This window comes from Nonomuraea sp. CA-143628, assembly GCF_050942315.1.
Classification (GTDB): Bacteria; Actinomycetota; Actinomycetes; order Streptosporangiales; family Streptosporangiaceae; genus Nonomuraea.
Map to the genome: position 1 here is coordinate 11,611,158 of NZ_CP192072.1, position 26,001 is coordinate 11,637,158.

At 70.2% G+C, this 26,001-nt stretch carries 25 protein-coding genes; 9 read left to right on the plus strand and 16 right to left on the minus strand.

The genetic code is table 11. The features are described 5' to 3' along the window. Nucleotides 1-13 precede the first annotated feature (13 nt). Nucleotides 14-616 (plus strand): hypothetical protein, encoded by a 603-nt coding sequence (locus ACQP2T_RS52460; protein ID WP_433512283.1) that lies wholly within the window; start codon nt 14-16, stop codon nt 614-616. Between the two features lie 56 nt (nt 617-672). Here the strand turns inward: ACQP2T_RS52460 and ACQP2T_RS52465 are convergent, their stop codons facing one another. The 5 genes from ACQP2T_RS52465 to ACQP2T_RS52485 form a co-directional block, all read right to left on the minus strand. Further along, entirely contained in the window at nt 673-1,266 is a 594-nt protein-coding gene (locus ACQP2T_RS52465; RefSeq protein ID WP_433512284.1) for a TetR family transcriptional regulator, read from the minus strand. A 74-nt stretch (nt 1,267-1,340) separates the two neighbouring features. Then, entirely contained in the window at nt 1,341-2,051 is a 711-nt protein-coding gene (locus ACQP2T_RS52470) for a sulfotransferase family protein (RefSeq protein ID WP_433512285.1), read from the minus strand. 188 nt (nt 2,052-2,239) lie between these two features. After that, a complete protein-coding gene (locus ACQP2T_RS52475) occupies nt 2,240-2,782 on the minus strand; it encodes a TetR/AcrR family transcriptional regulator (RefSeq protein ID WP_433512286.1) in 543 nt (180 codons plus the stop codon). A gap of 84 nt (nt 2,783-2,866) precedes the next feature. Continuing rightward, nucleotides 2,867-3,376: a pyridoxamine 5'-phosphate oxidase family protein gene (locus ACQP2T_RS52480; RefSeq protein ID WP_433512287.1), complete on the minus strand. Its 510-nt coding sequence runs from the start codon at nt 3,374-3,376 to the stop codon at nt 2,867-2,869. Between the two features lie 75 nt (nt 3,377-3,451). Then, nucleotides 3,452-3,982, minus strand: coding sequence for a cysteine dioxygenase (locus ACQP2T_RS52485; protein WP_433512288.1), 531 nt, complete (start codon nt 3,980-3,982; stop codon nt 3,452-3,454). A gap of 90 nt (nt 3,983-4,072) precedes the next feature. Between ACQP2T_RS52485 and ACQP2T_RS52490 the strand changes: the two genes are divergently transcribed. The 3 genes from ACQP2T_RS52490 (at nt 4,073) to ACQP2T_RS52500 (ending at nt 7,633) form a co-directional block, all read left to right on the plus strand. Beyond that, nucleotides 4,073-4,933, plus strand: coding sequence for a LysR family transcriptional regulator (locus ACQP2T_RS52490; RefSeq protein ID WP_433512289.1), 861 nt, complete (start codon nt 4,073-4,075; stop codon nt 4,931-4,933). Nucleotides 4,934-5,048: 115 nt separating this feature from the next. Beyond that, nucleotides 5,049-5,681, plus strand: coding sequence for a LysE family translocator (locus tag ACQP2T_RS52495; protein ID WP_433512290.1), 633 nt, complete (start codon nt 5,049-5,051; stop codon nt 5,679-5,681). Nucleotides 5,682-5,818: 137 nt separating this feature from the next. Continuing rightward, nucleotides 5,819-7,633, plus strand: coding sequence for a hypothetical protein (locus tag ACQP2T_RS52500; RefSeq protein WP_433512291.1), 1,815 nt, complete (start codon nt 5,819-5,821; stop codon nt 7,631-7,633). Here ACQP2T_RS52500 and ACQP2T_RS52505 read toward each other — a convergent pair. Genes ACQP2T_RS52505 through ACQP2T_RS52525 form a run of 5 tightly spaced genes read right to left on the minus strand, consistent with a single transcriptional unit; the run spans nt 7,591 to nt 13,786 of the window. Continuing rightward, nucleotides 7,591-9,180: an acyl-CoA synthetase gene (locus ACQP2T_RS52505; RefSeq protein ID WP_433512292.1), complete on the minus strand. Its 1,590-nt coding sequence runs from the start codon at nt 9,178-9,180 to the stop codon at nt 7,591-7,593. The two genes, ACQP2T_RS52500 and ACQP2T_RS52505, sit on opposite strands and share 43 nt — an antisense overlap. Further along, entirely contained in the window at nt 9,180-10,328 is a 1,149-nt protein-coding gene (locus ACQP2T_RS52510) for a thiolase domain-containing protein (RefSeq protein ID WP_433512293.1), read from the minus strand. Before ACQP2T_RS52510 ends, ACQP2T_RS52505 begins: the two co-directional genes overlap by 1 nt. Nucleotides 10,329-10,330: 2 nt before the next feature. Next, nucleotides 10,331-11,350: a thiolase domain-containing protein gene (locus ACQP2T_RS52515; RefSeq protein ID WP_433512294.1), complete on the minus strand. Its 1,020-nt coding sequence runs from the start codon at nt 11,348-11,350 to the stop codon at nt 10,331-10,333. Then, the gene (locus ACQP2T_RS52520) at nt 11,350-12,246 is read right to left on the minus strand and encodes a Zn-ribbon domain-containing OB-fold protein (protein ID WP_433512295.1); all 897 of its coding nucleotides are present in this window, start codon (nt 12,244-12,246) and stop codon (nt 11,350-11,352) included. Before ACQP2T_RS52520 ends, ACQP2T_RS52515 begins: the two co-directional genes overlap by 1 nt. Beyond that, the gene (locus ACQP2T_RS52525) at nt 12,236-13,786 is read right to left on the minus strand and encodes an acyl-CoA synthetase (RefSeq protein ID WP_433512296.1); all 1,551 of its coding nucleotides are present in this window, start codon (nt 13,784-13,786) and stop codon (nt 12,236-12,238) included. The genes ACQP2T_RS52520 and ACQP2T_RS52525 overlap by 11 nt, the downstream gene beginning before the upstream one ends. A gap of 193 nt (nt 13,787-13,979) precedes the next feature. Between ACQP2T_RS52525 and ACQP2T_RS52530 the strand changes: the two genes are divergently transcribed. Genes ACQP2T_RS52530 through ACQP2T_RS52540 form a run of 3 tightly spaced genes read left to right on the plus strand, consistent with a single transcriptional unit; the run spans nt 13,980 to nt 15,503 of the window. Next, a complete protein-coding gene (locus ACQP2T_RS52530; RefSeq protein WP_433512297.1) occupies nt 13,980-14,789 on the plus strand; it encodes a crotonase/enoyl-CoA hydratase family protein in 810 nt (269 codons plus the stop codon). A gap of 41 nt (nt 14,790-14,830) precedes the next feature. Then, nucleotides 14,831-15,106, plus strand: a complete 276-nt coding sequence (locus ACQP2T_RS52535; RefSeq protein ID WP_433512298.1) for a type II toxin-antitoxin system Phd/YefM family antitoxin — start codon at nt 14,831-14,833, stop codon at nt 15,104-15,106. Beyond that, complete coding sequence (locus ACQP2T_RS52540) at nt 15,099-15,503, plus strand: type II toxin-antitoxin system VapC family toxin (protein WP_433512299.1); 405 nt, start codon at nt 15,099-15,101, stop codon at nt 15,501-15,503. Before ACQP2T_RS52535 ends, ACQP2T_RS52540 begins: the two co-directional genes overlap by 8 nt. 7 nt (nt 15,504-15,510) lie before the next feature. Here ACQP2T_RS52540 and ACQP2T_RS52545 read toward each other — a convergent pair whose 3' ends face one another. Together ACQP2T_RS52545 and ACQP2T_RS52550 are read right to left on the minus strand one after the other, a co-directional pair. Continuing rightward, on the minus strand, nt 15,511-16,617 hold the full coding sequence (locus ACQP2T_RS52545; protein WP_433512300.1) for an NAD(P)H-dependent flavin oxidoreductase: 1,107 nt from the start codon (nt 16,615-16,617) through the stop codon (nt 15,511-15,513). A 127-nt stretch (nt 16,618-16,744) separates the two neighbouring features. After that, nucleotides 16,745-17,662 carry a DUF3068 domain-containing protein gene (locus ACQP2T_RS52550; RefSeq protein WP_433512301.1) on the minus strand — a complete coding sequence of 306 codons (918 nt, stop codon included), beginning with the start codon at nt 17,660-17,662 and terminating at the stop codon, nt 16,745-16,747. Between the two features lie 279 nt (nt 17,663-17,941). On the opposite strand from ACQP2T_RS52550, the gene ACQP2T_RS52555 reads away from it, so the two are divergent. Together ACQP2T_RS52555 and ACQP2T_RS52560 are read left to right on the plus strand one after the other, a co-directional pair. Continuing rightward, nucleotides 17,942-18,661, plus strand: a complete 720-nt coding sequence (locus ACQP2T_RS52555; RefSeq protein ID WP_433512302.1) for a class I SAM-dependent methyltransferase — start codon at nt 17,942-17,944, stop codon at nt 18,659-18,661. Between the two features lie 59 nt (nt 18,662-18,720). Continuing rightward, nucleotides 18,721-19,902, plus strand: coding sequence for an acyltransferase family protein (locus ACQP2T_RS52560; protein WP_433512303.1), 1,182 nt, complete (start codon nt 18,721-18,723; stop codon nt 19,900-19,902). Here ACQP2T_RS52560 and ACQP2T_RS52565 read toward each other — a convergent pair. The 4 genes from ACQP2T_RS52565 to ACQP2T_RS52580 are packed head-to-tail and all read right to left on the minus strand — an operon-like array spanning nt 19,820 to nt 25,921. Then, nucleotides 19,820-23,875, minus strand: coding sequence for an alpha-(1->3)-arabinofuranosyltransferase domain-containing protein (locus ACQP2T_RS52565; RefSeq protein WP_433512304.1), 4,056 nt, complete (start codon nt 23,873-23,875; stop codon nt 19,820-19,822). The genes ACQP2T_RS52560 and ACQP2T_RS52565 overlap by 83 nt on opposite strands. Next, nucleotides 23,872-24,975, minus strand: coding sequence for a glycosyltransferase family 4 protein (locus tag ACQP2T_RS52570; protein WP_433512305.1), 1,104 nt, complete (start codon nt 24,973-24,975; stop codon nt 23,872-23,874). Before ACQP2T_RS52570 ends, ACQP2T_RS52565 begins: the two co-directional genes overlap by 4 nt. Then, nucleotides 24,972-25,775, minus strand: a complete 804-nt coding sequence (locus tag ACQP2T_RS52575; protein WP_433512306.1) for a glycosyltransferase — start codon at nt 25,773-25,775, stop codon at nt 24,972-24,974. The genes ACQP2T_RS52570 and ACQP2T_RS52575 overlap by 4 nt, the downstream gene beginning before the upstream one ends. A gap of 11 nt (nt 25,776-25,786) precedes the next feature. Beyond that, on the minus strand, nt 25,787-25,921 hold the full coding sequence (locus ACQP2T_RS52580) for a hypothetical protein (protein ID WP_263655675.1): 135 nt from the start codon (nt 25,919-25,921) through the stop codon (nt 25,787-25,789). Nucleotides 25,922-26,001 lie beyond the last annotated feature (80 nt).

Here is a 26,001-nt window from a genome sequence, read left to right on the forward strand (position 1 = left end):
GCAGTTTTGGGTGATGGATGAGTTTCGCATGATGCGCGAATTCTCTCTCTCGACCATTGCCCGCTCGCTCAGCCCTTTTGTCATGTTGATTCCGATATCCGTGCTGGCCAGGTCCGTCCCAGGGCCCCAAATCGGCCTGGTGTTCTTGGCCGCGGTGATGGCAGTGATCGCCATTGGCGTGCGGCTGGCCAAATACCGGCAGATGGCCGCTGACACGGTCATACGCTTCTCAGCTCAAGGCGTGGAGATGGAAGACGCGTACGGATCACGCGTGCGCCTGGCATGGCGGCACATCGAGGGCATCGATGTGGTGGACAGCCGGGTACCGAGCCCTCGCACCATCACCAGGGCCGACGGAACCCACGTTCGGACCGGAACCAGGAAATGCGTCGGCGTGGTCGGCTGGGGCGAATACGAGATTTCTCCCAGCGCCCCCGGCTGGTTGATATCCCATCTGGATCGGATGCCGGTCGATCCGATCATCGGACTACCGAAACTGAGCATCCCCCTTGGCGTCGTCGACCCGCTGTGGGAACACGGTCCGATGGGCGACCGGGTCCGTCGGCACCGGCCCGACCTGCCCCGACCGGCCGGTGCTCGCGTCGAACGCGGATAACCCTTCCCTCGGGCTCCGGACATGACCTCCCGGCCGCAGCGTTCCGCGATCCGAAGTCAGGCGTCGGCGTCCTCGAGCAGCGAGCGGATGAGCGGCACGGCCAGGCGGAGGACGTCGTCGAGGTCGGCCTCGGCCAGGTCGGGCATGCGCACCAGGTGGCGGTGGACGGTGATGCCGAACATCATCGCGCCCGCCAGCGCCGCCCGCAGGCGCGCGTCGGGACCGTGGACCCCGGCCGCGATCCGGTCGATCGCCTCCGAGGTCACGTGTTCACGGAGCATCTGGGCGGCTTCCTGGCTGGTCATGCTGGTGCGCAGGAGTACGGCCATCGGGCTGTCGGGGACGGCGGCCCAGCGCTCGAGCATGGCGCGCAGGTAGTTTTCAGCGGAGCGGCCCGGGTCGTCGGTGGTCAGGGAATCGACGTCGAGGCAGAAGTCGAGGGACTCGCGGAACAGCTCCTGCTTGGTGCCGAAGTATTGGATGACCGAGGACTTGTCGACCTCCGCCTCGGCCGCGATCGCGCGGATGGTGGCGCGTTCGTAACCGACCTCGCCGAAGGTGCGGCGGGCGGCCTCCAGGATCCGGCGGCGCGTGCGCTGGCCCTTGCTCTCGTTCTCCCACGCCTGGCCGGCGATCTCATCGGTCGACATGGGCCCACCCCCTCCTGCTGGCCTCCGATGGTAACTGGCTCAGGCACCACCAGAGGCCGGGCAGGGGGTCGGATCTAGCGGACCTCCTCGATGGACGAAGGGAACTTCCCCTCCATCAGCTCGCCCATCCTGCGCTGCAGCGACTCGGAGTCGTTGAGGTGCGGGAACGGCTCATCGGGAACCTCGACGTCCAGGAACTCGCACAACGGCTCCCACCCCTGGCGCACGTCGAACACCAGGAGCCGGCTCGCGGGCAGGCTCGCCTCGACGGTGGCCTTGTGGCGCTCGAACGCCTCGATGGCGACCTTCTCCTCGGGCATGCCGCCCATGGGAGTCCAGCCCTGGCCGAAGGCGTCCTCCCCGATCGCGCTCATGACGGGCTGCATCTTCTGCATCCCCTCGAAGATCTTCGCCGCGGCGGGTGGCAGCGTCGACGGGTCCATGGACATGGTCCGGCCGGGGCCCATGGAGAAGAGATTCTGGATGCTGACGTACCAGCGAGCGGGATCGCGGACGGTCAGGATGACCTTGGCGTCGGGGTAGGCCGCCGCCTGCTCGCGCCAGAACCCGCTGGCCGGCCAGTCCTGGGCCGACTGGTAGCCGTCGAACACCTGGTCCCAGTCCACCGGCTCGCCGGAGGTGACCTTCACCCACCGGTCGGCGTGCTCGGGGTTGGTCAGGATCTCGAACATGTGGTAGCAGGGGCCGAACCCGAGCCGCTCCAGCGCGGCCTTCATCGAGCTGGTTCCGGTACGCGGGAACCCCGCGCCGATCACTTTCAGCATTGCCGTGCCTCCCGTTTCCAGCGGCTGACGCGCGCCTCTGGCTGAGAGTAAAGGACTAGCCCACAGATCTCAACGCTTGTACATTTTTTCCTACTTTGGCCGCGTCGGTACGGCTTTTGGGCGAGTCAGCGGCTGTTTTGGGCGAGTCAGCGGCTGTTTTGGGCGAGTCAGCGGCTGTTTTGGGCGAGTCAGTGCCTGCCGGCCGTCCCGTACCTGAGCAGGTCGAGCAGCCGTGCGGACTGGTCCGAGCCGGTCAGCGCTATCGCGTTGGCGAGGGTCATCAGCTCGCGGACGGTCAGATCGGGCCGGACCTCGCCCGCCTCCTGGGCCCTGGTGAGCAGGGCAGAGGCGGTGGCCAGCATCTTCTCGTGCCACTCGCCGAACAGCGCCGAGCCGTCGCGCGGGAGGGCCAGCGCCAGGTCGCGCTTGCCGGCGACGTGCGCGACGAAGGCGCCCAGCCACTCGTGCAGCGCGTCGCCCGGTGAACCGGCCGCCAGGAGGGCGTCGCCGCTCTCGCACAGCTCGGTCACCTCGTCGGCGTAGACGGCGATGATCAGGTCCTGGCGGGTGGGGAAGTGCCGGTACATCGTCGCGTTGCCGACCCCGGCCTGGCGGGCGACGTCGTCGAGCGGCGCGTCCACGCCACGCTCGGCGAACAGCTTCCTGGCCGCTGCCAGAACCGCGTCGTGGTTGCGGCGCGCGTCCGCCCGCTTGGGGCGCTCTGCCGGCATACGGCTCAGCCTAGCCGCGCCGGGACCGCCGACGCGGTCGCCCTCGCGGACGCCGTGCCGCGCCGGAAGCGCCCTTGCGGAAGGCTAGCCGTGCTGGAAACGCCAGCGGGTTTGGCTGAAGTCGCCCTTGCGGAAGCCGAACGCCTTGGCCGGGGACACGGCGAACACCAGCACCCGGTCTCCGCCCCGGTTCAGGAAGGAGTCGTCGCCCACCTCGAAGCGCCAGTCGCTGCCGTACTTGACCACGTAGGCGTCGGCGAGCCGCTTGAGCCGGCCCGCGTCGGTGACCCGCTCCGCGATGCCTTCCACGACCACGTCGAGGCCCTCCTCCAGCGAGTTGGTGCCGGTCGTGAGCGTGCAGTGCTGGTTGGACGCCAGGTTGCGGGCTTTCTGCTCGCCCGCGCCGGTGCAGAAGCAGAGCATGCCGTCGTGCCAGACGGCCAGCAGGGTCGTGACGTGCGGGCTGCCGTCAGGGCGGACAGTGGCCAGCCAGAATGTCTGGGCGCGTTCCAGGGTGTCGAGCGCCCGCGCCCACTCGGTCGCGGTGGCACCCTCGGCGCTGTATCTGGCGTCCAGTTCGGTGATCGGTTCCATGATGGCTTCTCCTCGATGGGCCTACCTGGGTACTGACCGCTCCGCAGGCGAGAACTCATCGGTGAGAGCCGGTGACTAGGCCGGCGTTCTGACGGGCAGGTCGTAGACCCGGCGCACGCTGCTGCCGAGCCTGCTCACATCGGCCCCGTACACGTGCACCGACACCCCGACCTCGTCACTCACATTGATCACCTTGTGGATGTCGCCGGGCGGCGCGAACCCGCTGGCCTCGCCCGGCAGGTTGGCGGCCTGCCCGATCTCCAGCAGGTGGTCCCCCATGTCCCGGTAGAGCGTCTCGTGTTCGATCCCGCTGATCACGCCGAACGCGCACCACGACACGTGGTCGTGGATCACCGTGTACTGGCCCGGCCGCCATACGACTGTCACGATCGAGAAGTCGTCACACGCGTACAGCGGCTGGGACACGTACGTCTCGGACGAGCCCGCCCGTTCCTCCGCCGTGAGCAGGTCGAGCCTGGACAGCCGTGGGCGGAGCAGGTCCGCCACCGCGAACGCGGTCTCCCTCGGGGCGAGACGGCGGGCGGTGATGTCGCCGATGTCCGACACGAGGGCGCCGAGCCCCGGCCGAATCAGCACCGTGTCCATATTTACCTCCTTCTCCCCTATTACGGTGCTACGTCGAGATCCATAGGTCCAACAGAAGTTTTGTGGCTCATCAATAGATATGGTTGATGAATGCTGGATGTCGTACGGCTCCGCGTCCTCGTCGCCGTCGCGCGTACGGGATCGCTGACCGCCGCCGCCAAGGAGCTGCACTACTCGCAGCCGTCGGTCAGCCACCACCTCGCCCGTCTCGAAGCCGAGACCGGGGCCAAGCTCGTGCAGCGCGTCGGACGGGGCATCCGGCTCACGGAGGCCGGCAAGCTGCTCACCACGCGGGCCGACGACATCCTCGGCCGCCTCGACGCCACCGCCGACGAGCTCGCCGCGCACGTGGGGCTGCGCTCGGGGCGAGCCCGGCTGGCCGCGTTCCCCTCGGCGCTGGGTACCTTCATCCCCAGGACGGCGACCCGGCTGGCGGGTTCGCATCCCGGGCTGCGGCTGCACCTCACGGAGACCGAGCCGCCGGAGGCGCTCCGGCTGCTGCGGAGCGGGCGGGTGGATGTGGCGGTGATGTTCCGCTACGACGACACGGCGCCGGAGGACCCGGGGATCCAGATGATCCACCTGCTCGACGACCCGAGTTACCTGGTGTCCTCCGGCGGCACGGGGGATTTGGGGGAACACGCCGGGGACCCGTGGATCGCCGGGTGTGACCGGTGTCGTAGCCATCTGCTCGACATCTGCGCCAAGGCGGGGTTCGAGCCGCGGATCTCCTTCACCAGTGACGACATCGTGGCCGTACAAGCGCTGGTGGCGGCGGGGATGGGGCTGACCGTGCTGCCCGGGCTGGCGCTCAGCGCGCACCGGCATCCGGACGTCGAGGTGGCGCCGATTCCGGGTTCCATCAGGCACGTGTACGCGGCGGTCTACGGCGACCCGCCCCACCCGCCGGCCACCGAGGCGCTGCTGTCGGCCCTGGTGGAGAGCGTCTGACCCATCGCGCGGAAATGCGATGGCCGCAGCTAGGGCGCCTGCCATCCGTCGTGACGCCGTGACGGCGCGGAATCCCGTTGACCGCGATGAGGGGCGCACGCCTACCATGGGCGACATGCCGGATTTCGCGACGCTCGCTCTCTTCTGCGCGGCCACCCTGGCCCTCCTCCTGGTGCCCGGTCCCGCGGTTCTGTTCATCGTCACCAGAAGCGTCGCGCAAGGCAGGTCGGCGGGCCTGGTCTCGGTGCTCGGCGTGCACGCGGGCTCGGTGGTGCACGTGGTCGCCGCGGCCCTGGGCATCAGCGCGCTGGTGGCCGCCTCCGCCACGGCGTTCACCGTGATCAAGTACGCGGGCGTCGCCTACCTCGTCTGGCTCGGGGTGCGCAAGCTGATGAACAGGACCTCCGCCTCGGCCGAGGAAACAGTTGAGGTGGAGACACACTCCAAGCGGCGGATGTTCTGGGAGGGCTTCGTGGTCAACGTGCTCAACCCCAAGACCGCCATCTTCTTCCTGGCTTTCCTGCCGCAGTTCACGGATCCGGCGGCGGGGCCGGTCGCGCCGCAGATCCTGGTGCTCGGGCTGCTCTGGATGGGGCTCGGGATGACCACCGACGGCACGTACGCGCTGCTCTCCTCGGCCCTGGCCGGGCGGGTCCGCCGCTCCACGCGGGCGCGGCGCCGCCTCGACATCGGCAGCGGCCTCGTCTACCTCGGCCTGGCCGCCCTCCTCACGGGCGAGAAGGCGTAGCAGCTGCCCGTCCTGGTCACGGGTGGGTAAGCATAGTAAGCGGGGCAATTTCCTGCCCGGGGGCGAGCCCGGATGGGATAGTGGTGGCACCCTCGTCGGGGGACGACACATCGGGACGTAGCGACTAGGCGGGCCCCATGGACAGGCCACCGCACCGCCTCGGGGTCGAGCGCGTCGTCGAGGTCCACTCTCTGCCGAGCCTCCTGCGGCGCGCCCGCGAACCGCTGCCGCCCGGCTGCCCTGACTGGCCGCTGCTGGTGCCGGAGCACGCCGTCGTGCCCTTTCTGGGGCGCCGCGAGGAGCTGACGACGCTGCGCGCCTGGGCCGACGACCCGGCGCCGCTGTCGATCGCGGTGCTGACGGGCCGGGGCGGCACGGGTAAGACCCGGCTGGCGGGCGAGCTGTGCACGGAGCTGGCCGAGGCCGGCTGGGACGCCGGTTTCCTCACCACCCCTTACCCTTGCGCCACCCGCCTCGACGTCTTCCGCCCCACCCTCCTCGCCGTCGACCACCCGGAACCGGGGGCGATCGGCGAACTCATCGGGCACCTGACAGGTCGGCGGCTCCGCCACCGGATCAGGATCCTGCTGCTCACCCGCGGCTTGCCCGACCTCGACGTCCTGCCGAAGGGGCTGAACAGCGTCACCGTCCGGCTTGACGACCGTCCGCTGACGCCCGCCGAGCGGATCGGGCACGCGGCGGCGGCCATGCGGGCGTTCGCGTCGCCCCGGGCCGTCCTGCCCGCTCTCGACGATCCGGGGTACGGCGATCCGCTGCGCGTCCACCTGGCCGCCCTGATGCGGCTGCGCGGGGACGACGTCGAGGGCGGGGAGTTGCTGAGCCGGTTTCTGATGTACGAGCAGCAACAGTGGATGACGGTATGGCCCGACGGGCACGAGCCGGTGGACGCCGTGACGGCCCGGCAGGCGGTGGCCCTGGTCACGCTCACCACGCCCACCCGCCAAGAGCTGCGGGAACTGCTGCCGACAGTGTCGGGATCCCAGACGTACGACCGCAGTCTGGCCTTGGGCGACTGGCTGGCCCGGCTCTTCCCAGGCCGGTCTGGTCCGCAGGGGAGACTGGCGCCTCTCGGGCCGGAGGTCGTGGCCGAGCGGTTCCTGGCCGAGACCGAGGGTCTGGACGCGCTCGTGCTGGCCGTACACGACCATCCGGCCAGATCGGCCGGGCACCTCCTGCGGATGCTGGACGTCCTGCGGCGGTCGAGCGAGCGGCCCGCCGTACGGTCGGCGCTGCTGTCGCTGCTCACGGCCCGGCTCGACGGATTGCTGGAGGAGGCGGCGGCCGAGCCGTCCGCGCGACTCGGCGACCAGGTCGAGGCAGCGCTCCGGCCGCTGCTGGGCGACCCGGATGGGGAGGTGGAACGCGGCACGCTGGTGCGCTGCCTGTGCGTCCACGCGAGGTCGCTGCTCGGGCGGCAACGGACTGTGGAGGCTCTGGCGCAGGTCGAGCGGGCCGCCGATCTCTGCGACGAGCTGGACGAGCCGGTCGGCGCGGCCATGACGTACGCGGTCCTGGGCGCGACGCTGGCCGCGCTCCACCGGCCGCACGACGCGCTGGAGGCCATCGCCTGGTCCCAGGCCGAAGCCGCCGCGCTCATGCGCCAGGGCAGGCATGCCGACGCGGTGCGGCCGCTGGGTGAGGCGGTGGCGACGCTGGAGCGCTTCCCGTCCGGCGATCCGGTCCTCATGGGCCATCTGGCCAACGGGATGCTCATGCTCGGAGAGGCCCTGATCGAGGTGGGGCGGATGCTGGAGGCCAGCGTCGTGCTGCACCGAGGCACCAGGGTGATCGAGGACGAACTGCTCCGCGCCGTGGCCCAGGCCCGGCTCGACTTCTGCCGGACCGAGCTGGGCCACCACGAGGAGGCGCGAGCCGCTGAACCCCCGGCTTACGAGCCGCCCGACTCCGCTTGCCGCCGGGCCCACCGATAGTCGGCCTTGCCCGCCGGTGACCGGACCATCTCGTCCACGAACACGTACGTACGAGGCACCTTGTACCCCGACAACCGCTGCCTGCAGTGCGCGTCCAGTTCGTCCGCCGTCACCTCGACCCCGTCGCGCGCCTCGACCACGGCCGCCACCCGGTTGCCCCACCGCTCGTCCGGTATCCCGGTCACCACCGCGTCGAAGACGGCGTCATGCCCCTTGAGCACCGCTTCCACCTCTTCGGGGAAGACCTTCTCCCCGCCGGTGTTGATGCACTGGGAGCCGCGCCCGAAGATTTTCACGGTGCCGTCGGCGTCGACGCTGGCCAGGTCGCCGGTCAGCAGCCATCGGGTGCCCTCGGCGTCGGTGACGACCGTACGGGCGGTCTTCTCCGCGTCGTTGTAGTAGCCGAACGAGATCGGCCCCGACTTGGCCACCGTGCCCAGCTCGCCCGAGCCCGGCTCGACGGGCCGCAGCTTCTCGTCGAGCACGGCGAGGCCGGACGTGGCGTTCGGCTGGTAGCGCAGGCCCGCCTCGGGTGAGGAGCCCGCCACCCCGGAGGCGGTGTAGCCGGACTCCGTGGAGCCGAAGCTGTCGAGGATCATGACGTGGGGCAGAGCCGCCTGCAGCCGGTCGCGGACGGATCCGGTGAGGATGGCCCCGGTCGAGCTGAGCGCGATGAGTGAGGACATGTCGTAGTCGCCGCTCTCCAACGCCTCCGCCAGTGGCCTGGCCATGGCGTCGCCGGTGATGCTCAGCGTGGCCACCTTTTCACGGGCGAGCGCCCGTAACACCGCGTCGGCGCTGAACTTGCGCACGTAGACCACGGTCGAGCCCATCCACCAGCTGACGAACGTGCCCATCTGCGCGGCGCCGTGCATCAGCGGCGCGGCGGCCATCATCACCATGGGCGGGTTCGCGGCCGCCGCCTGGTCGATCACCGCCTGCGGCGTCGGGAGCGGATCGCCGTAGGGGTTGCCGCCGCCGAAGGCCACGAACAGATCCTCGACGTGCCACATCGCGCCCTTGGGCATGCCGGTCGTACCGCCGGTGTAGATGATGTAGACGTCCTGCGTGGATCGCGGCTCGAAGCCGCGCGTGGGCGCGCCGCGTTCCAGCACCTCGGTGTACGGCACGGCGGTCGCGACGGACGACTGGCCGCCTACCGAGATCAGGTGCTCCAGCAGGGGCGCCTCCCCCATGACCGCCGACACCCGCGGCTCGAACTCCACGTCGTAGATCAGCGCCCGGATGTCGGAGTCGCGGTAGAGGTAGAGCAGCTCGGCCTCGACGTAGCGGTAGTTGACGTTGATCGGCACCGCCCGGATCTTCAGCGCGGCGAGCATCCCGGCGACGTATTCGATGCTGTTGTACAGGTGCAGCCCGACGTGCTGGCCGGGCTTGATCCCGAGGTCCTGGAGGTAGTGGGCGATGCGGTTCGCCTCGGCGTCCAGCTCGGCGAAGGTGCGGCGCTCGTCGTCGCAGACGACGGCCATCCGGTCGCCGACCGCGTCCACGATCCCTTCGAACAGGTCGGCGTGGTTGAACTCCATCAGGGCTTCTCCCGTCCGACGATCCACATCGCGAAGAACTGGGCTCCCCCGCCGTACGCGTGGCCGAGCGCCAGCCGGGCGCCGTCCACCTGGTGCTCCCCCGCCGTCCCGCGTACCTGGAGCGCGGCCTCGGCGAACCTGATCAGCCCCGACGCCCCGATCGGATTGCTCGACAGCACGCCGCCGGAGGCGTTCCACGGGGTGTCGCCGTCGAGGGCGGTGGCGCCCGATTCGGTGAGCTTCCAGCCCTCGCCGTCGGGCGCGAACCCCAGGTTCTCCAGCCACATCGGCTCGTACCAGGAGAAGGGGACGTACACCTCGGCCACGTCGATCTGGCGGCGCGGGTCGGTGACGCCCGCCTGCCGGTAGACGTCGGCCGCGCAGTCCTTGCCCGCCTGCGGGCTGACCGTGTCGCGGTCGGCGCGGAAGATCGGCTCGGAGCGCATGGCGGTGCCGTGCAGCCACGCGGGCGTGCCGGTGACCGCCGACTCCGACGACAGGACCATGGCGCAGGCGCCGTCGCTGGACGGGCAGGTGTCCAGGTAGCGGATCGGCTCCCACAGCATGGGCGTCGACTCGACCATCTTCAGGTCGATGCCGGGGATCTTCAGGTGGGCGTAGGGGTTCTTGAGGGCGTTCAGCCGGTCCTTGACCGCCACCAGGTGGCCGATGTGCTCGGGCGCGCCGGTCCGGCGGATGTACTCCCTGATGTGCGGCGCGAAGTAGCCGCCGGCCCCGACCACCAGCGACGCGCTGAACGGCAGGTGGGTGGACAGGGCCCAGGTGGCGTTGGACTCCGACTGCTTCTCGAAGGCCACGACCAGCACCCGGTCGTGCACCCCGCCCTGGATGAGGCTCGCGCCGACCAGCGCCGTGGAGCCGCCGACGCTGCCCGCGGTGTGCACGCGCATCATCGGCTTCCCGGCCGCGCCGAGCGCGTCGGCCAGGTACGCCTCGGGCATCATCACGCCCTCGAACAGGTCGGGCGCCTTGCCGACGACGACCGCGTCGATGTCCTTGAACGTCAGCCCGGCGTCCTCCAGGGCCCGGACGGCCGCCTCGCGGACCAGCCCGGCGATCGACACGTCCCTGCGCTTGGTCGTGTAGTGCGTCTGACCGACGCCGATCACGGCACACCTGTTGCCCATTTTCATGCCTCCAGGACGGTCACAAGGTTGTGCTGCAGGCAGGGGCCGCCGGCGGCGTGGCCGACCGTGCGGGCGGCCGTGCCGTCGTGGATGCGCCGGGCCGCCTCGCCGATGCGGATGAGGCCGGTGGCCATGACCGGATTGGCGGCGAGCGGGCCGCCGGACGGGTTGATCACCGTGCCGTCGGGCAGCTCCAGCGCCCGGCGCAGGATCGGCTCCTCGTGGGCGAACTGCGTGTGCAGCTCCGCCACATCGACGGGACCCTTGCCGACCCCCGCGGCCCGTGCGGCGTCGGCCGCGGAGACCGAGCTGGCCAGGTCGCGGGTGCCCAGATAGTGCGGCTCGATGCGGTGCGCGATGCCCTTGATGTACGCGGGTCTGGCGCACAGCTCCCTGGCCAGGTCGCCGGCCGCCAGGACGATGGCCGCCGCGCCGTCCGTGATGGGGGCGACGTCCGACTTCCTGATCGGCTCGACCGCGTACTCCTCGCCCATGTCCTCGGGCAGGTCGAGCGCGTACGGGTTGCTCCGGCCGTCGGCCCGGCTGCGCCGGACGATCTCGTCGAGCTCCTTGCGTTCGGCGCCGGCCGCGCTGGCCTGGAGGGCGGCGAAGGAGAGCTGGTCGAGGCCGAGCGGCGCCAGATAGTAGGGGTCCAGCTGGAGCGTCATGATCTCGCGCAGGTCGCCGAGTGACGACTTGCCGAAGCCGTACACGAGGGCGGAGTCGATGTCGCCGTGCTGCAGGCGTACCCACGCCTCGTACAGCGCCCAGGCCGCGTCCATCTCCACGTGGCTCTCGGAGATCGGCGGCCACGCGCCGAGCGCGTCGAGCGCGGAGACGAACGAGAACGGCGCGCCCGCGAGGTAGTCGCAGCTGCCGGAGCAGGTGAAGCCGAACCGCTTCAGCCCGGTCGACTCCTTGACCTCGTTGATGACGGGCAGGATCAGCTCGGGCTCGCTCAGGCCGCCGTCATGGTCGGTGTGGCGGGTCTGGGCGAACGCGACGACGGCTACCTCACGCATCAGAGCTCCACATCCGGCTCGCCGGTGGGGGTGAACCATCGGACGTTGCGCATGGACTTGGTCCGCTCACCCTCGGGCACCCATTCGGCCCTGACCCGCATGCCCTGCCGCACCTCGTGCGCGGGGACACCGCCGACGAGGGCGATCATGGGGATGTCCGCCCCGTCGAGCAGGATGTAGGCGGAGACGAAGGGCACTTCGGGGGCGCGCGGGTCGGGCAGGTTGTTGATGGCGTACGTGGTGATCGTGCCGGTGTCGGGCAACTCCAGCTGGTCGGCGATCGGACCACCGCATTGGGGGCAGGACGCACGGTAGGGGACGTACACCTTGTCGCAGGCCGGACACCGGCCGCCCACGAACACGCCCCGCTCGACGCCTTCCAGGAAGGTCAGCAGCGAGCCGCCCGCCTGCAGCCGGTACTCGGCCCGCACGGGGGACACGATCTTCGTGACCTCCGGTGCGAAGTAGGAGATGTCGGTGATGTGACCGGTACGCTCGCTCCGCCAGACGGGCCAGACCCGGCTGCCGATCCGCAGCGCCTTGGCGTTGCCCGCGTCGACGGCGTGCACCAGAGCGGTGTCGGCGCCGTCGAGTTTGATCGTCGCCCAGGCGAACGGCCGGTCGAGCGGGTGGCTGTCACGCGGCTCGGCCACCCATGCCCAGGCGGTCACCGTCCCCGCCGGCCCGACCTCGACGAACTCCTCCGTGACGGCCTCGCCGCTGGCGGGGTCGTACTCCAGCGGCGGCACCAGCACCTTGCCCTCGGCGGTCCGCACGCCGACGATCCGGCCGCCGCGCAGCTCGGTCAGGAAGCGTCCGATCACCGGCCCGGTCGTGCGTTCATATCCGCCGGGGAACTCCAGTACGTGCTCCGCCACCAGCGGTTCAGATGGCACGGTCGTGTCCCTCCCAGTAAGGTGCGCGGAGTTTGCGTTTGAGCAGCTTGCCGTTGGGCTCGCGGGGCATCTCTTCGATGAAGTCGATCGACCTGGGCCACTTCATCCGGGCCAGGCGGCCTTCCAGCGAGGCGAGGATCTCGGCCGCGAGCTCGGGCCCCGGCGCCGAGCCCGGCGCGGGCTCGACGATGGCCTTGATCTGCTCGCCCCACTCCTCGTCCGGGATGCCGAACACCGCCACGTCCGCGACCTTGGGGTGGATCATGATCTCGTTCTCGATCTCGGCGGGGTAGATGTTCGCCCCGCCCGAGATGATCATGTCGGCCTTGCGGTCGCACAGGTAGAGGAAGCCGTCCTCGTCGAGGTAGCCGATGTCGCCGACGGTGAAGTAGTCCTTGAGCTGGTTCTCGGCGGTCTTGGCGGGGTCGCCCTTGTACTCGAACCGGGCGCCGAGCATCTTCATGTAGATGGTTCCGGGGGTTCCGGTCGGCTGGGGTTCGCCCGCGTCGTCCACGATGAGCAGCTCGCTGATCGGCCAGGCCGAGCCGACCGTGCCCGGATGCGCCTTCCAGCCCTCCGGCGTGGCCAGGGTGCCGCCGCCCTCGGTGGCCGCGTAGTACTCGTAGACGCAGTCGCCCCACCACTCGAACATCGCCCACTTCACCGGCACCGGACAGGGGGCCGCCGCGTGGATCATCCACTTGAGCGAGGACAGGTCGTACTTGTGGCGGGTCTCCTCGGGCAGCGCCAGGAGGCGCTTGAAGTGGGTAGGCACCATGTGCGAGTTCGTGACCTGGTACTTCTCGCAGAGCCGAAGCATCTCCTCGGCGTCCCATTTGTCCATGTAGACGAGCGTGTGGCCCATGTGCAGGGCCGTGCCGCCGAACTGGGTGACGGCGGTGTGGTAGTTCGGCGAGGTGATCAGGTGCGCGTTCGGCCGGCCCCGGGTGATGCCGAACAGGCCCGGCAGGAACGACAGCATCTCGGCGGCGTCGTCGGGGTCGAGCCCGTTCAGTGGCCGCCGGACGCCCTTGGGCTTGCCGGTCGTGCCCGAGGTGTAGTGCATGGTCAGCCCGGCCGTACGGTCGGGGGGCGCGGTGTCCGGCTGCCCGTCGGTCAGCTCACTGATCCGCCGGAACCCCGGAATATCGCCATCATCTACGGCGAAGCGTCGCTCAGGCGCGATGGCCTCGGCGCCCCTTGCTCCTTCGGCGGCGTACCTGGGATGCACGAAGAACGCCTGGGCCTCGCTGTCGGCCACGATGTAGGCGATCTCGGGCCCGGTCAGGTGCCAGTTGATCGGCGTGTAGTACCAGCCGGCCTGTAACGCGGCCAGGTAGAGGACGAGCCCGTCCACGCCGTTCGGCACCAGGCCGCAGACGCCGTCTCCCGGCTTCAGCCCGAGCTCGCGCAGGCCGTGCACCAACTGGTTCGACCGGGCGAGGAGGTCGCCCGCGCGGTGCTCCGTACCGTCTGGGTCCACGCATGCGATCCAGTCCGGATCCGCCTGCGCCAGTCTCCAGAAACCGAGCGTGCCCATCGAAACTCCTCTTCAGGTGGTCCGAGGCCCCGATAAACAAGAACTTGTTCTCGTTTTGCCTGGGCAGCGTATCCCGGCGCCGGAGTCGTAGCAAGCGCTTGATCGAGGTCGTGCCGCCATCATCGTCTCGCGGGCTCGTCACAGGGTAGGATCGCTGCCTAACAAGCGCTTGATTCGTTACCTGGAGGCGTCCGTGGAGCTCCTGCCGATCACCACCCCCCACTGCCGGGTCGAACGCGACGGGCACATCGTCATCGTCACCATGAACCGGCCGGAGGCGCGCAACGCGCTCTCCTCCGACATGCTGATCGGCCTGGCCTCGGCCTGGGCGTACGTGTCGGCGGAGCCGGAGGTCAGGGCCGCCATCCTCACGGGCGCGGAGGGCACCTTCTGCGCCGGCGCCGACCTCAAGGCCATGGGGCAGCCCTCGACGGACGCCGACGTCCAGGCGCGCGCCGCCCAGATCCCCAACTTCCACTGGAAGGGCCTGCTCCGCGAGGAGCTCCCGACCAAACCGATCGTCTCGGCGGTCGAGGGCTACGCGGTGGCGGGCGGCACCGAACTGCTGGTCGGGACCGACCTGCGGGTGGTGGCCGAGTCGGCCACACTCGGCCTGTTCGAGGCCAAGCGGGCGCTGTTCCCGATGGGCGGCAGCGCGATCCGCCTTCCCCGGCAGATCCCGTACTGCCACGCCATGGACCTGCTGCTCACCGGCCGCTCCATCACCGCGGCGGAGGCCCTGTCCATGGGCCTGGTCAACCGCGTCGTACCGGACGGGCAGGCGCTGGCGGTGGCGCGGGAGATCGCGGACGACATCGCCGCCTCTGGGCCGCTCGCGGTGCAGGCGATCCTGCGCACGTACCGGGACACGCTGGGCATGCCGGAGCCGGAGGCCCTGAAGGTCTCGGACGAGATCGGCTGGCCGGTGATCGGCTCCCAGGACGCCCGCGAGGGCGCCCGGGCCTTCAAGGAGAAGCGGGCCGCGGTCTACAAGGGCCACTGAGCACGTAGCCCCGCGAGCTACACGGAGCTACACTAGGTCTCATGAAGGTCATCACCCAACGGGAGTTCCGCAACAACTCCGCCGCCGTCATGGATCAAGTGGAGTCGGGTGAGGTGTTCCACATCACCCGCAACGGCGTCGAGGTGGCAGAGCTCCGGCCGCTGCCCCGCAAGCGGCGCTTGAGCACAGCGGAACTCATGGCCAAATACCGAAGGCTTCCCCGCGTGGACTACACCGAAATGCGCAGGGAGGCTGACGAGTTCTTCGGCAGCGAGGACCGCATCGACGATGACCCCTGGGAGCGGCGACGTGCATGAGCGCCACTCTCGCGGGGTGATCGATACGTGCGTCTACATCGACCTCGATGAGCTCCCGTTGGGCGACCTGCCAGACTTTGCCGACATCACGTCAATCACGCTGGCCGAGCTTCATCAGGGCGTGGCGATGGCGAAGAACGAGGCGGTCCGGGCCGCCCGCATGGAAAGACTAGGCGCCGCCATCGTCGATTTCGAGCCGCTGCCCTTCGACGCGGACGCGGCAGCCCGCTACGGCACTCTCGTCGCATTGACGATCAACGCGAAGCGCGATCCCCGGCCACGGCGCATGGACCTGATGATCGCCGCTATCGCGTCGAGCCGGGGACTGCCGCTCTACACCCGCAACACAGATGACTTCGTGGGGCTCGAAAGCCTGGTGACCGTCGTCCCCGTCTGACGACAGATCAGTCGCCGGTGATGCGGCCCAGGCGTTCCATGGCCTCCGCGTACTCCTCCATCATCGAGTACATGACGTCACGCGTGGAGCGGACCTGGTTGGTGATGCCGATGATCTGGCCGGCCGGGAAGGTGGCCAGTTCGGCGGCGTCCGAGCGGCCGATGCGGCGCAGCGCGTCCGATACCAGCATGAACTGCAGCGGCATCGGCAGCGTCCCCGGTGACTCCTGCGACTCCCAGGCGTCCGTCCACTCGTTCTTGAGCAGGCGGGCCGGCTTGCCCGTCCAGCTGCGGGAGCGGACCGTGTCGCGGGAGGTGGCCTCCAGGATGCGCTTCTTGGCCATCTCAGGCGTGTCGGCCTCCTCGACCGTGAGCCAGAGCGAGCCGGTCCAGACGCCCTCGGCGCCCAGGGCCATGCCGGCGGCCATCTGACGGCCGTTGCCGATGCCGCCCGCCGCCAGGACCGGCACGTCCACCGCGTCCACCACCTGAGGGATCAGGACCATGGTGGAGATCTCGCCGGTGTGCCCGCCGGCCTCCGTGCCCTGCGCCACCACCACGTCCACGCCCACCTCCACCTGCTTGAGCGCGTGGCGCGGGGTGGAGGCGAGGGCGGCGACCTTGACGCCATGGGAGTGGGCGAGCTCGACCACGTCCGCGGGCGGCGGGCCGAGCGCGTTGGCCAGCAGGGCGATCGGGTGCCGCAGCGCCGTCTCCACCTGCGGGCGGGCGGTGACGTCCGTCCAGCCGAGCAGCACCTTGCCCGCGTCGGCGTCCGAGGACAGGGGCGGCACGCCGTGGGCGGCCAGGAGGTTCTCGACGAACTGCCGGTGGCCCGCCGGGACCATCGTCTGCAGGCGGCCCACCAGCTCCTCGGGCGCGAAGTCGGCGCCCTCGTAGGAGGCGGGCATGACCACGTCGACGCCGTACGGGTGGCCGTCGACGTGGTCGTCGATCCACTTGAGCTCCATTTCGAGCTCTTCTGGGGTGAAGTAGAGGGCACCGAGCACGCCCATCCCGCCGGCCCGGCTGACCGCGGCGACCACGTCGCGGCAGTGGCTGAAGGCGAAGATCGGGAGCTCGATTCCGAACATGTCCGTGACACGTGTCCGCATGGGCCGACAATACGACCGGCGGCGAAGAAACTGCAACGTGTTCTAGTACTAGAACTTTTCGTCGGTCGGACAAATGCACAGGGGGCGCCCGAGTCAGTCTCGGGCGCCCCCGTGCTGGCTGTAAGGGTTACTCGCCTTCGCGGCGGCGGCGGCCGAGGAGGACCGCGACGGCCAGCGCGAGCAGGCCGAGCACGAGCAGGACGATCGGGATCGTGGTCTTCAGCAGCGTGATCTGGTTCTTGGCGTCAGTGGCCGTGCGCACCATCTCGGTGATGGTCTGCGGGGTGAACGAGGCGGTGGCGACCAGGGCCTTGGCGCGCTCGACGCCGTCCTGGGTCTTGAGCGTCTCGTTGCGCCGCACTTCCTGCTTGACCGGGGCGCCGCTGTTGGGCTCGACCCAGTAGGTGTCGGTGCCCTCGTACCAGCGGTCGAGCTGGATGTCGCCGGTCTGGGTCACGCCGAAGAGCGAGCCGGGGGCGGTCAGCGTGGCGACCTTCGTGGCCGGGACGACCTGCTGGAACTTGTAGACCGGCAGCCCGTTGACGGTGTCCTCACCGACGAAGGTCGTGTCGAACGCCTTCTTGGCCGTCTGGTTGAAGACCTTGTACGTCTTCTTCTCGGTGCCGAACGGGAACAGGTAGATCTGCCCCTCCAGCTTCACCGGCTCCTTGTCGACGCTGACCCCGCAGCAGTTGACGGCCACCCCGGTGCGCCGGTCGAAGGCGCTGCGCCGCTCCGAGAGGCTGATCTGCGGCTTGCTGTTGGTGACGTCGTCCACCACGGTGAACTGGTCCCAGACGACTCGGTTGTCCGTGGCCTCCTTGACGTCGCCACGGGTGGTGACGAGCATGCTGAGGTCCGCGGTCAGCACCTTGCCGTCGGCGATGGAGAAGTATTGGGCTCCCGGGGCCTGCAGCTTGGTGACGCTGTATTGGGCCGCCGGAGCCGCGATGATCCGTTCCGCCGCCCAGAAACGGATCATTCCCGCCAGTACGACCAGGAACGCGCCGACGGCGACGAGAACGAGTACAGGTGTGCGTCGCATTCTGGGATCCTCCTGGCGGTCGAGGGATACGACGAAGGCCGGCTTACTTGTCCCCCCGGACATCAGATCGCGGGTGTGATTAACCCGCAACATGATCGCTACTGGAAAGTAGCATTCGATAACAGATCGCTGCAGCTACATCCGCATAACGAATCGGAACAGGTTCTACGGTGAAGCCGATCCGAGCGGGATGTTATCGCGTCCCTCCCGCAGCGGTATCGCCTCCGCCAGAGCTTCGTTCTATTGTGGGAGCCCGTCAAGCACCCGGGAGCCGCGAGTATGCGCGCCGATCTGGCCAGATCCATCCGCCTCTTCCGCGCGTTCAGGTCCGAGCAGACCACGCCGAGCGACTACTACACCACGCTCGCCGCCGACACCGCCGCGCAGCTGCGGCATTACGTCACGTTGAGCGGCAGGACGGTGCTCGACGTGGGAGGCGGTCCTGGATACTTCGCCGACGCCTTCAGACGCGACGGCGCCCGCTGCCTGTGCGTGGACGTCGACGCCGGCGAGCTGGCCGGACAGGGCGCGCCCAGCGGCGGTGTGCTCGGCAGCGCGCTCGACCTGCCGATCGCCGACGCCTCCTTCGACGTCTGCTTCTCGTCCAACGTCCTGGAACACGTTCCAGACCCATGGCGGATGGCGGCCGAGATGACGCGGGTCACCCGGCCCGGCGGCCTGATCTTCCTCGCGTACACGAACTGGCTCTCCCCCTGGGGCGGCCACGAGACCTCGCCCTGGCACTATCTGGGGGGCGACCGGGCCGCCCGGAAATATGAGGAAAAAAACGGGAAGCCGCCTAAAAATCGTTACGGCCAGAGCCTCTATCCGGTCTCGGTGGCCGACGGGCTGCGCTGGGCGCGGACCCGTACGGACGCCGACCTGGTCGACGTGCTGCCCCGCTACCTGCCCTGGTGGTGGCGGCCGATGCTGAAGGTGCCGATCGTCAGGGAGTTCGCCACGTGGAATCTGGTCCTCGTGCTCAGGAAGCGCCCATGAGTGCATCTCAAACGCCCACAAGCCCTTCCCAAGCGCCCGTGAGTCCGCCGGAAGCGCCCGTGAAGGACCCGCTGGCGCCCGTGACGGACCCACCGGCGGGCAGGGACGCCGCGCTCGACGGCATCCGCGCCCTGGCCGCGCTCGGCGTCTGGGTGCTGCACGTCGGTGGCAACACCGGGATCATGTACCGCGAGGGCATGTTCGCCTGGATGACCACCCGGCTGGGCATCGCCGTGCCGATCTTCTTCCTGCTGTCGGGCCTGCTGCTCTACCGCCCGTGGGCCCGCGCGGTCATAGAGGACACGCCCCGCCCCCGGCCGGGACGCTACCTGTGGCGCCGCGTGGTCCGCGTCATGCCCGCCTACTGGCTGGTCACGGCGCTGGCCCTGTGGGCGTGGAGCTCGCTCGACTGGACCGGCTGGCTGAAGTGGCTGTTCCTGCTGCAGAACTACACCGAGCAGAACCGCGCCCCCGACGGCCTCTACCAGATGTGGACGATGCCGATCGAGATGGCGTTCTACCTGGTGCTGCCGGTGCTCGCCTGGGCCCTGCACGCCTGGGCGCGCGGCGGTAACCGGCCGGTCAGGCTGCTCGCGGGCATCGCCGTGCTGCCAGTGGTCTCGCTGGCCAGTGTGGTCGTCTCGCACGTCTTCGACCAGCCGCAGCTGGCGCTCTGGCTGCCGCATCACCTGATCTACTTCGCCGCCGGGATGGCCATGGCCGTCCTGTCGGTGTGGATCAAGCAGAGCCAGGTCGTGGACGCGCTCGCGCCCCAGCTGCTGGTGCTGGCGCTGCTGCTGTACGCGGTGCTGAGCACCGAGCTGGCCGGGCCGCGCACGCTCACCCTGCCCACGCTGTCGCAGTCGCTGTGGCGGATGATCCTGGAGACGTCGGTGGCCGTCCTGGTGGTCGCGCCGTTCGCGCTCGCCTCCAGGCACGACTCATTGAGGCATCGCGTGCTGGGCAACCCGGTCACGGCGTACCTGGGGCGCATCTCCTACAGCTTCTTCCTGTGGCACGCCCCGGTGATCACCCTGTACTACAAGATCACCGGCGACCAGCCGTTCACCGGTGACTTCGTCAAGGTCGCGATCCTGACCTTCATCGCCTCGCTGCTGATCAGCGCCACCAGCTACCACCTGATCGAGGAGAGCGCGCTCAGGCTGGCCGGGCGCCGGCCAGCTCCTGCTCCTCCACCGCCGCCGGCTCCGGATCGGCAGCCGGTGGTTCCGGCTCCGTGACCAGCTGCCCGAAGAGCACGCCCATGGCCGCGCAGGCGATGAGCTGCGGCACCTGGTCCATCAGCAGCCCGACGTCCATCCCGTAGTCGCGCAGCGCCATGGCCGCCGCCAGCGCCGCCGTGGCCCCGCCGAACAGCCAACCGGCCACCCAGTGCACGGCCACCGCCCGCCGTACGCGTAGCAGCAGCACCGCCACGACGGCGGCCAGGACCGCGAGCATGCCGGGCCAGTCCGCCACCCAGCCGCCGAACGCCAGCCCCAGCACGATCACGTACGGCACCCGCCAGCGCGACAACCGCGAGTCGGCGGCGGCGGCGGTCGCCATGACGTGTTCGGGGCGCGGTCCGCGCAGTGCCAGGGCGAGCAGCGTGAGCAGGGCGATCCCGGCCAGCCCCACGGCGAGCGCGAGCCAGTAGGGCCGGTCGGGCAGGTACTCCATGCGCACGGTCCCCGCCGTGCCGGCGGGCAGCTCCCAGGCCTGCTTCCAGCCGTCGATCCGGACCGGTCGCAGCGCCTTGCCGTCGAGCTCGGCGCGCCAGCCCGCGTTGTAGTTCTCGTTGACGACGAGGAAGGCGTCCTTCGGCGCCGTCACCCGCGCCTCGCGCACCGACGACGACCACGTGCTCGGGACCGCCGCGCCCTCCACGGCCGGGGGCCCGGCGGGGATCGCGCCGATCACCAGGTTCTCCACCGCGAAGGGGTCCCAGCCGGCGGCCCTGACCCGGTTGTCGCCGGCCGCCAGCGCGGCCTTGGAACAACCGGCGAACTTCACCGGTCGCTGTTCGAGCAGGTCGGCGAAGGTGCCGCTCACCTTGGTCTCCACGGTCGCGCCGTTGACCTGCAAACGCGGTCCCTGCCCGCAGGGCAGGCGGAACGGCACACCCTCCGGCCGGCTGGCCGGCGCGACGCCGGGGATCACCAGCTCGGTGACCTGCAGCCGCTTGGAGGCGGGATAGAAGCGCAGCTTGAGCCGGGTCGTGGTGAGGGGCTTGAACGTCAGGTAGCCGTTGGCGTCCGCCCGGCCGCTACGGACGGCGCCCTTGTCACCGGTCACGGCCACGTCGAGCGGCTGCTTGTCGCCGCCGGGCCGGGCGATCTGGATCCGCGACAGGACGCGCTTGGCCCGCCAGCCGAGCGTGAGCGTGGGTTCGGGGTCGTCGGCGGCCGGGAGCCAGGTGGTGGCCGCGTCGGCGTCGAACGCCGACCGGGGCGCGACCACCGCGTCCTTGGTCGCCTGCGACGAGCCGGTCACCGTGGTCAGGTCCCCGCCCAGCCGGGTGAAGCGGTCGACGAGCTTGGCGTCGCGCAGGACGGCGGAGCCGCGCACCGCGGCCTTCCGCCCCGCCTCGATGGTGAAAGTACGGTCGAATCCGGCGCCTTCTTCGCCCGGCCTGGCCAGCAGCGGGTTGCAGATCCAGCGGCTCTGGTTCCGCATGCACCAGGGGCGGGAGTCGAGCCCCCGGTCCATGACGAAGGCGTCGCCGCCCTCGCCGGGCAGCCGGATCGTCCGGCCCGGCAGGATGCCGGGGATCGTCAGCTCGGTGATGCCCACCCGCTGCACGAAGCTCCAGTTCCGGTTGTACGTGGCCAGGATCTTGACGCGCAGCCAGCTCGTCGCGCCGGGCGGGACGCGTAGCCACTGGGGGCTGTTGGTCTGCAGGACATCCTGCTCGATCCGGCCGCCCTCGGTCTCCACGGCCACGCGCTTGACCGACTGCCCGAGCAGCACGTTGTTGGTGAACGTGGCCTGGAAGCGCGGGATCACCCGCGGGTTGGGCAGGTCCACGCGCAGCCATTCGCCCTGGGGCCGGTGCCAGCCGCCGCTCTCCCAGCCGGTCTCGTAGTCGCCGTCCATGGCGGCCCACGGGCTGCGGCCCGTGGCGCTGAGGCCGGGCACCGCCTCGGCGTCGGCCACCGAGGAGGAGGCGGTGATGCTGGAGATGCCGTCGTACTCGGCGGTGGCGGTGTCGCTGAGCCAGCCCTTTTCGAGCAGGTCGAGCGTCTTGACCCCGGAGAAGTCCTCGCGTCTGTCGGCCGTCAGTGTGGGTGTCCAGTTCGACCGGATCTCACCGAACTGCCGCTCGCGCAGCCGCAGCGCGTCGCTCGTCACGACCGGCGCCTCGCGCTTGCCCGCGTCGTCGTTCACCAGCACGGGGCCGTCGCCGAGCAGCCCGAGATCGCCCATCGCGAGCAGGGAGTCGGGGCCGCCGCGCACGTGTACGGCGTCGCCGGCCGACTGCACGCTGAGCAGGTCGGAGCTGCCCGACACCTCGTAGATCTCCAGCGCGGGGAACGGCCAGTCCACCGACTCGATCACGTCGTCCGTGGCGGTGTCGCCGACCTCCCCGCCCAACGAGCGCACCTTCGTGATGCCCGGCGACTCGCGCAGCGCCTGGTAGACCCTGGACGGCCAGGCACCCTGGAGGTTCGCCCGCATCAGGTCGTTCCTGACGACGAGGTAACGCACGCCCATCCTGCGCAGCACGTCGGTCAGCCCCACCGAGCCGTAGCCGGCCGTGAGCCGCTGGTCGATGACGTCGAGCAGCCGGGTCAGGCCCACCGAGCCGGCCGCCGCGACCTGCCGGGTGGTCCAGCGGGCGGTGAACAGCGGCTGCATGGGATCGTCCATCGGCCGGCCCCAGAGGTATTCGCCGAACTTGGCGCCGGGTACGACCAGCACGCCGTCGTCTCCGGCGTTCTCGTTCACCCAGGCCGCCGCCTGCTTCCAGTAGAGCGGCACCTCCTTGAAGTCGCCGGGAGCGCTCAACCCCTGGTTGAAGACGGGGAGCACGAGTCCGGCCATGGCCACCAGGGCCACCGAGCGCAGCCGCAGCCGGGCCCCGGCCAGCAGGTGCGCCAGGCCGAACGCGAGCGGCAGCCGTACGAGCGGATCGAACTTCCGCAGGTTGCGCAGCGGCGCGAGCGGCCCGTCCAGCAGCCAGCGCACGGGCTCGGCGACCACCGGCTCCAGCGCGCTCACGTGCCCGGCGACCAGCGCGGCCACGCCCACGACGAACAGCACGAGCAGGAAGCCCTTCGCGGGCAGGTCGCGCCGGGCCAGCCCGGCCAGGCCGAGCGCGGCCAGCAGGCCGGTGATCGCGACCAGCACGGCCGAGGTGGCGATCGCGTAGCCGGCGGGCTGGTCGGTGACGCCGCCGACGGTCAGGTAGCGCACCCAGTCGGAGGCGCCGCGCAGCACGTTCGTCAGCGAGGTGACCTGCGTGGTCGTCGAGGCCGTCTCGGTGTAGGGCAGGAAGGAGAAGGCGTAGCGGCCCACGAGCAGCAGCGGCAGCCACCAGAACAGGGTGGCCACGGCGACCGCGCCGGTCCACCAGCCGAGCATCCGCCAGCGGGGCACCGGGCTGGGCCGGGTCAGGATGTAGAGCACAGGGGCGACGAGCACGGCCAGCACCGCGACCGCGTTCACGCCGCCGCACAGCGCCACGGCCAGCCCCGACCTGACCGCCGCCCTGGCCCGCTGGCCCGTCTCCGAGGCGGTGAGCAGCGGGATCAGGATCCACGGCAGCAGCGCGGCGGGCAGCCACTCGATCGAGATCTCGCCGATGATCGACAGCGTGCGCGGCGCCAGCGCGTACGCCAGCGCGGCGACGATCCGGGTGCCCGGCGTGCCGACGCCGAGCTGCCTGCCCAGCCGCTCCACGCCGAGGAACGCCACGCACAGCAGCACCGTCAGCCAGAGCCGCTGGGTCACCCAGGGCGCCAGGTTGACCAGGTCGCCGAGGGCGAAGAACGGGCCCATCGGGAACAGGTAGCCGGCCACCTGGTTCTGCAGTTGGCCGAAGTGCTGCAGGTCCCACAGGTGGGCGGCGCGCTCCAGCCAGCCGATCGGGTTGAGCGCCAGGTCGAGCTTGGTGTCGGAGATGACACTGCCCGGCTTGGTGGTGAACGTCAGCACGGCGAAGCCCAGGCAGCACAGCGCCAGCCAGAGCCTGTGCCGGACCCTGTCGATCACGGCTCCTCCCAGCCGGGTCCCGGCGTACGGCCACGCACCAGCGCGGCCAGCCGTTCCGCGCTCCGGTCCCAGCAAAACTTCCCCGCCCATTCCCGACATTTCGTGCGATAGGTGTCGTTGAGTTCGTCGAGGGCCGCGGCGATGCCCTTGGCCAGGCCGGTGCTGCCGACGCCCTCGGGCACCAGCCAGCCCGTCTCGCCGTGGCGTACCGCGTCCCTGAGGCCGTCCACGTCGTACGCGACGGTCGGCACGCCCAGCGCGGCGGCCTCCAGCACGCACAGCCCCCAGCCCTCGCCCTGCGAGGCGTTGACCTGCAGCCAGGCGGCGGCGATCAGCCGCTCCTTCTCGGCCTCGGGCAGGTAGCCGTGCATGGTGACGCCCTCCGGGAGCCGGGCGCGCAGCCGCGCCTCCTCCGGGCCCCTGCCGATCACGTCCACGGTGAGGTCCGGCCACCGCTTCCTGAGCTGCCCCACCGCGTCGAGCAGCAGGTCGACGCGCTTGTGCGCGACCAGCCTGCCGACGCAGACCAGCCGCGGCGTCCGGCTTCTGGGGAAGTCTCCGTCCGTGGAGACGTTCACCCCGTTGGGCACGATGTGGATGGGGCCGACCCAGCCGAGCCGCTCGCGCATGGCGCTCACGGTCGAGGGCGAGACGGCCACGCTGTCGCGCCCCTTGTACGTCCACCGCGACGCGGGCCCCTCCAGGAAGCGCCCGAACACCGCCAGCCACCGGGGCAGGTGCACGTCGAACTGCCGGTCGTGCACGTGATGGACGACGCACATGACCTTGGTACGGCGCGGCAGCACCAGCGGCGTGAAGAACGGGATGCCGTTCTGGCAGTCGAGCACCGCGTCGAACACGCCCCGGCGCAGCACCAGCCAGACCAGGACCAGGGGGTAGACGGTGAACGGCCCGCCCATGCGGGCCAGCCGTACCCCCTCGACGGTCTCCTTCCTGAGCTGGCCCGGCGCCCGCGCCGTGACGAAGCACACCTGGTCGCCGGCCCGCGCGAAGCGGCGGGCCATCTCCCAGGCGTACGTCTCGGCGCCACCGGCGGCCGGGTGCCACGGATCACGCCAGTTGACGACGGCGACGTTCACGGAGATCCGACGGGGTCGAGCGGCTGCTCCCACCTCGGAGTGACGCCGGGGCTCGGCACAGCGCGCAGCCTGAGCCAGATCCGGCCCAGCTCCAGCAGGATGCCGACGCTGTGCCTGGCCGGGGAGAAGCGGGAGCCGGGCATGTCCCGCCAGTTGACGGGGATCTCCAGCACCGTCGCGCCGAACGCGACGCAGCGGGCCAGCAGCTCGACGTCGAAGGCGAAGCCGTAGGTACGCAGCCCGGCGACGGCCTCGCGGACCAGCGCGCCGTCGAAGAACTTGAAGCCGCACTGCGTGTCGCTCACCCCGCGCACCAGTACGCGGGCCAGCGCGCGGAAGCCGACGGCGCCCAGCTCGCGCACCCGGCTGTGCCGGTTCTCGACGTCGGAGAAGGCGTGCGCCCGCGAGCCCACGACCACGCGCTCACCGGAGAGCAGCAGGCCGAACGCGACATCGATGGCGGCCAGGTCGGTGGCCATGTCGGCGTCGCAGAACCCCACGAAGGGAGCGGTTGTGCCGAGCAACCCCGCGCGGACGGCGGCACCCTTGCCGGGAGTCGCGCACTCGACGAGCCGAACCGGAACCGGTCCCCGCGGCCAGGTTCTGACGATCTCAGCGGTGCTGTCCGTGCTGTTGTTGTCGACGACGATGACGGCGGTCGGGAACGGCATGCGGGCAAGCTTCGCGCACAGCTGCAGGAGCCCCCCCGGGAGTCGAAGTTCCTCGTTGAAGGCGGGAACCACGATCTCGAGCAGTGGTGGTCGGCTCGTCCTCTCGTCCCCTTGGGGGGAGGGCGGCATAACGGCTCGGACTACCGGTCGCCGTAGTTGTAGAGCGGGCGGTTGACGGGCGTCGCGGTGGCCCCGGTGAAGGACACGGTGGTGACCGTCGCGACGAGCGCGGCGACGGCGACACCGATGATCGCTGCTAAGAGGATCTTGATCACGGGGGGTTCCTCCTCGAGCGGCTAATGAGCGGGCGTCCCAAACTTAGAACCAATTCTTGCTACTCGGAAGTAGCTCTACG

Bases quoted from the DNA above. Each gene is read 5' to 3' on its own strand.
- ACQP2T_RS52460 (WP_433512283.1), top strand. From the start codon at position 14: ATGGATGAGTTTCGCATGATGCGCGAATTCTCTCTCTCGACCATTGCC.
- ACQP2T_RS52465 (WP_433512284.1), bottom strand. From the start codon at position 1,266: ATGTCGACCGATGAGATCGCCGGCCAGGCGTGGGAGAACGAGAGCAAG.
- ACQP2T_RS52470 (WP_433512285.1), bottom strand. From the start codon at position 2,051: ATGCTGAAAGTGATCGGCGCGGGGTTCCCGCGTACCGGAACCAGCTCG.
- ACQP2T_RS52475 (WP_433512286.1), bottom strand. From the start codon at position 2,782: ATGCCGGCAGAGCGCCCCAAGCGGGCGGACGCGCGCCGCAACCACGAC.
- ACQP2T_RS52480 (WP_433512287.1), bottom strand. From the start codon at position 3,376: ATGGAACCGATCACCGAACTGGACGCCAGATACAGCGCCGAGGGTGCC.
- ACQP2T_RS52485 (WP_433512288.1), bottom strand. From the start codon at position 3,982: ATGGACACGGTGCTGATTCGGCCGGGGCTCGGCGCCCTCGTGTCGGAC.
- ACQP2T_RS52490 (WP_433512289.1), top strand. From the start codon at position 4,073: ATGCTGGATGTCGTACGGCTCCGCGTCCTCGTCGCCGTCGCGCGTACG.
- ACQP2T_RS52495 (WP_433512290.1), top strand. From the start codon at position 5,049: ATGCCGGATTTCGCGACGCTCGCTCTCTTCTGCGCGGCCACCCTGGCC.
- ACQP2T_RS52500 (WP_433512291.1), top strand. From the start codon at position 5,819: ATGGACAGGCCACCGCACCGCCTCGGGGTCGAGCGCGTCGTCGAGGTC.
- ACQP2T_RS52505 (WP_433512292.1), bottom strand. From the start codon at position 9,180: ATGGAGTTCAACCACGCCGACCTGTTCGAAGGGATCGTGGACGCGGTC.
- ACQP2T_RS52510 (WP_433512293.1), bottom strand. From the start codon at position 10,328: ATGGGCAACAGGTGTGCCGTGATCGGCGTCGGTCAGACGCACTACACG.
- ACQP2T_RS52515 (WP_433512294.1), bottom strand. From the start codon at position 11,350: ATGCGTGAGGTAGCCGTCGTCGCGTTCGCCCAGACCCGCCACACCGAC.
- ACQP2T_RS52525 (WP_433512296.1), bottom strand. From the start codon at position 13,786: ATGGGCACGCTCGGTTTCTGGAGACTGGCGCAGGCGGATCCGGACTGG.
- ACQP2T_RS52535 (WP_433512298.1), top strand. From the start codon at position 14,831: ATGAAGGTCATCACCCAACGGGAGTTCCGCAACAACTCCGCCGCCGTC.
- ACQP2T_RS52545 (WP_433512300.1), bottom strand. From the start codon at position 16,617: ATGCGGACACGTGTCACGGACATGTTCGGAATCGAGCTCCCGATCTTC.
- ACQP2T_RS52550 (WP_433512301.1), bottom strand. From the start codon at position 17,662: ATGCGACGCACACCTGTACTCGTTCTCGTCGCCGTCGGCGCGTTCCTG.
- ACQP2T_RS52555 (WP_433512302.1), top strand. From the start codon at position 17,942: ATGCGCGCCGATCTGGCCAGATCCATCCGCCTCTTCCGCGCGTTCAGG.
- ACQP2T_RS52575 (WP_433512306.1), bottom strand. From the start codon at position 25,775: ATGCCGCCCTCCCCCCAAGGGGACGAGAGGACGAGCCGACCACCACTG.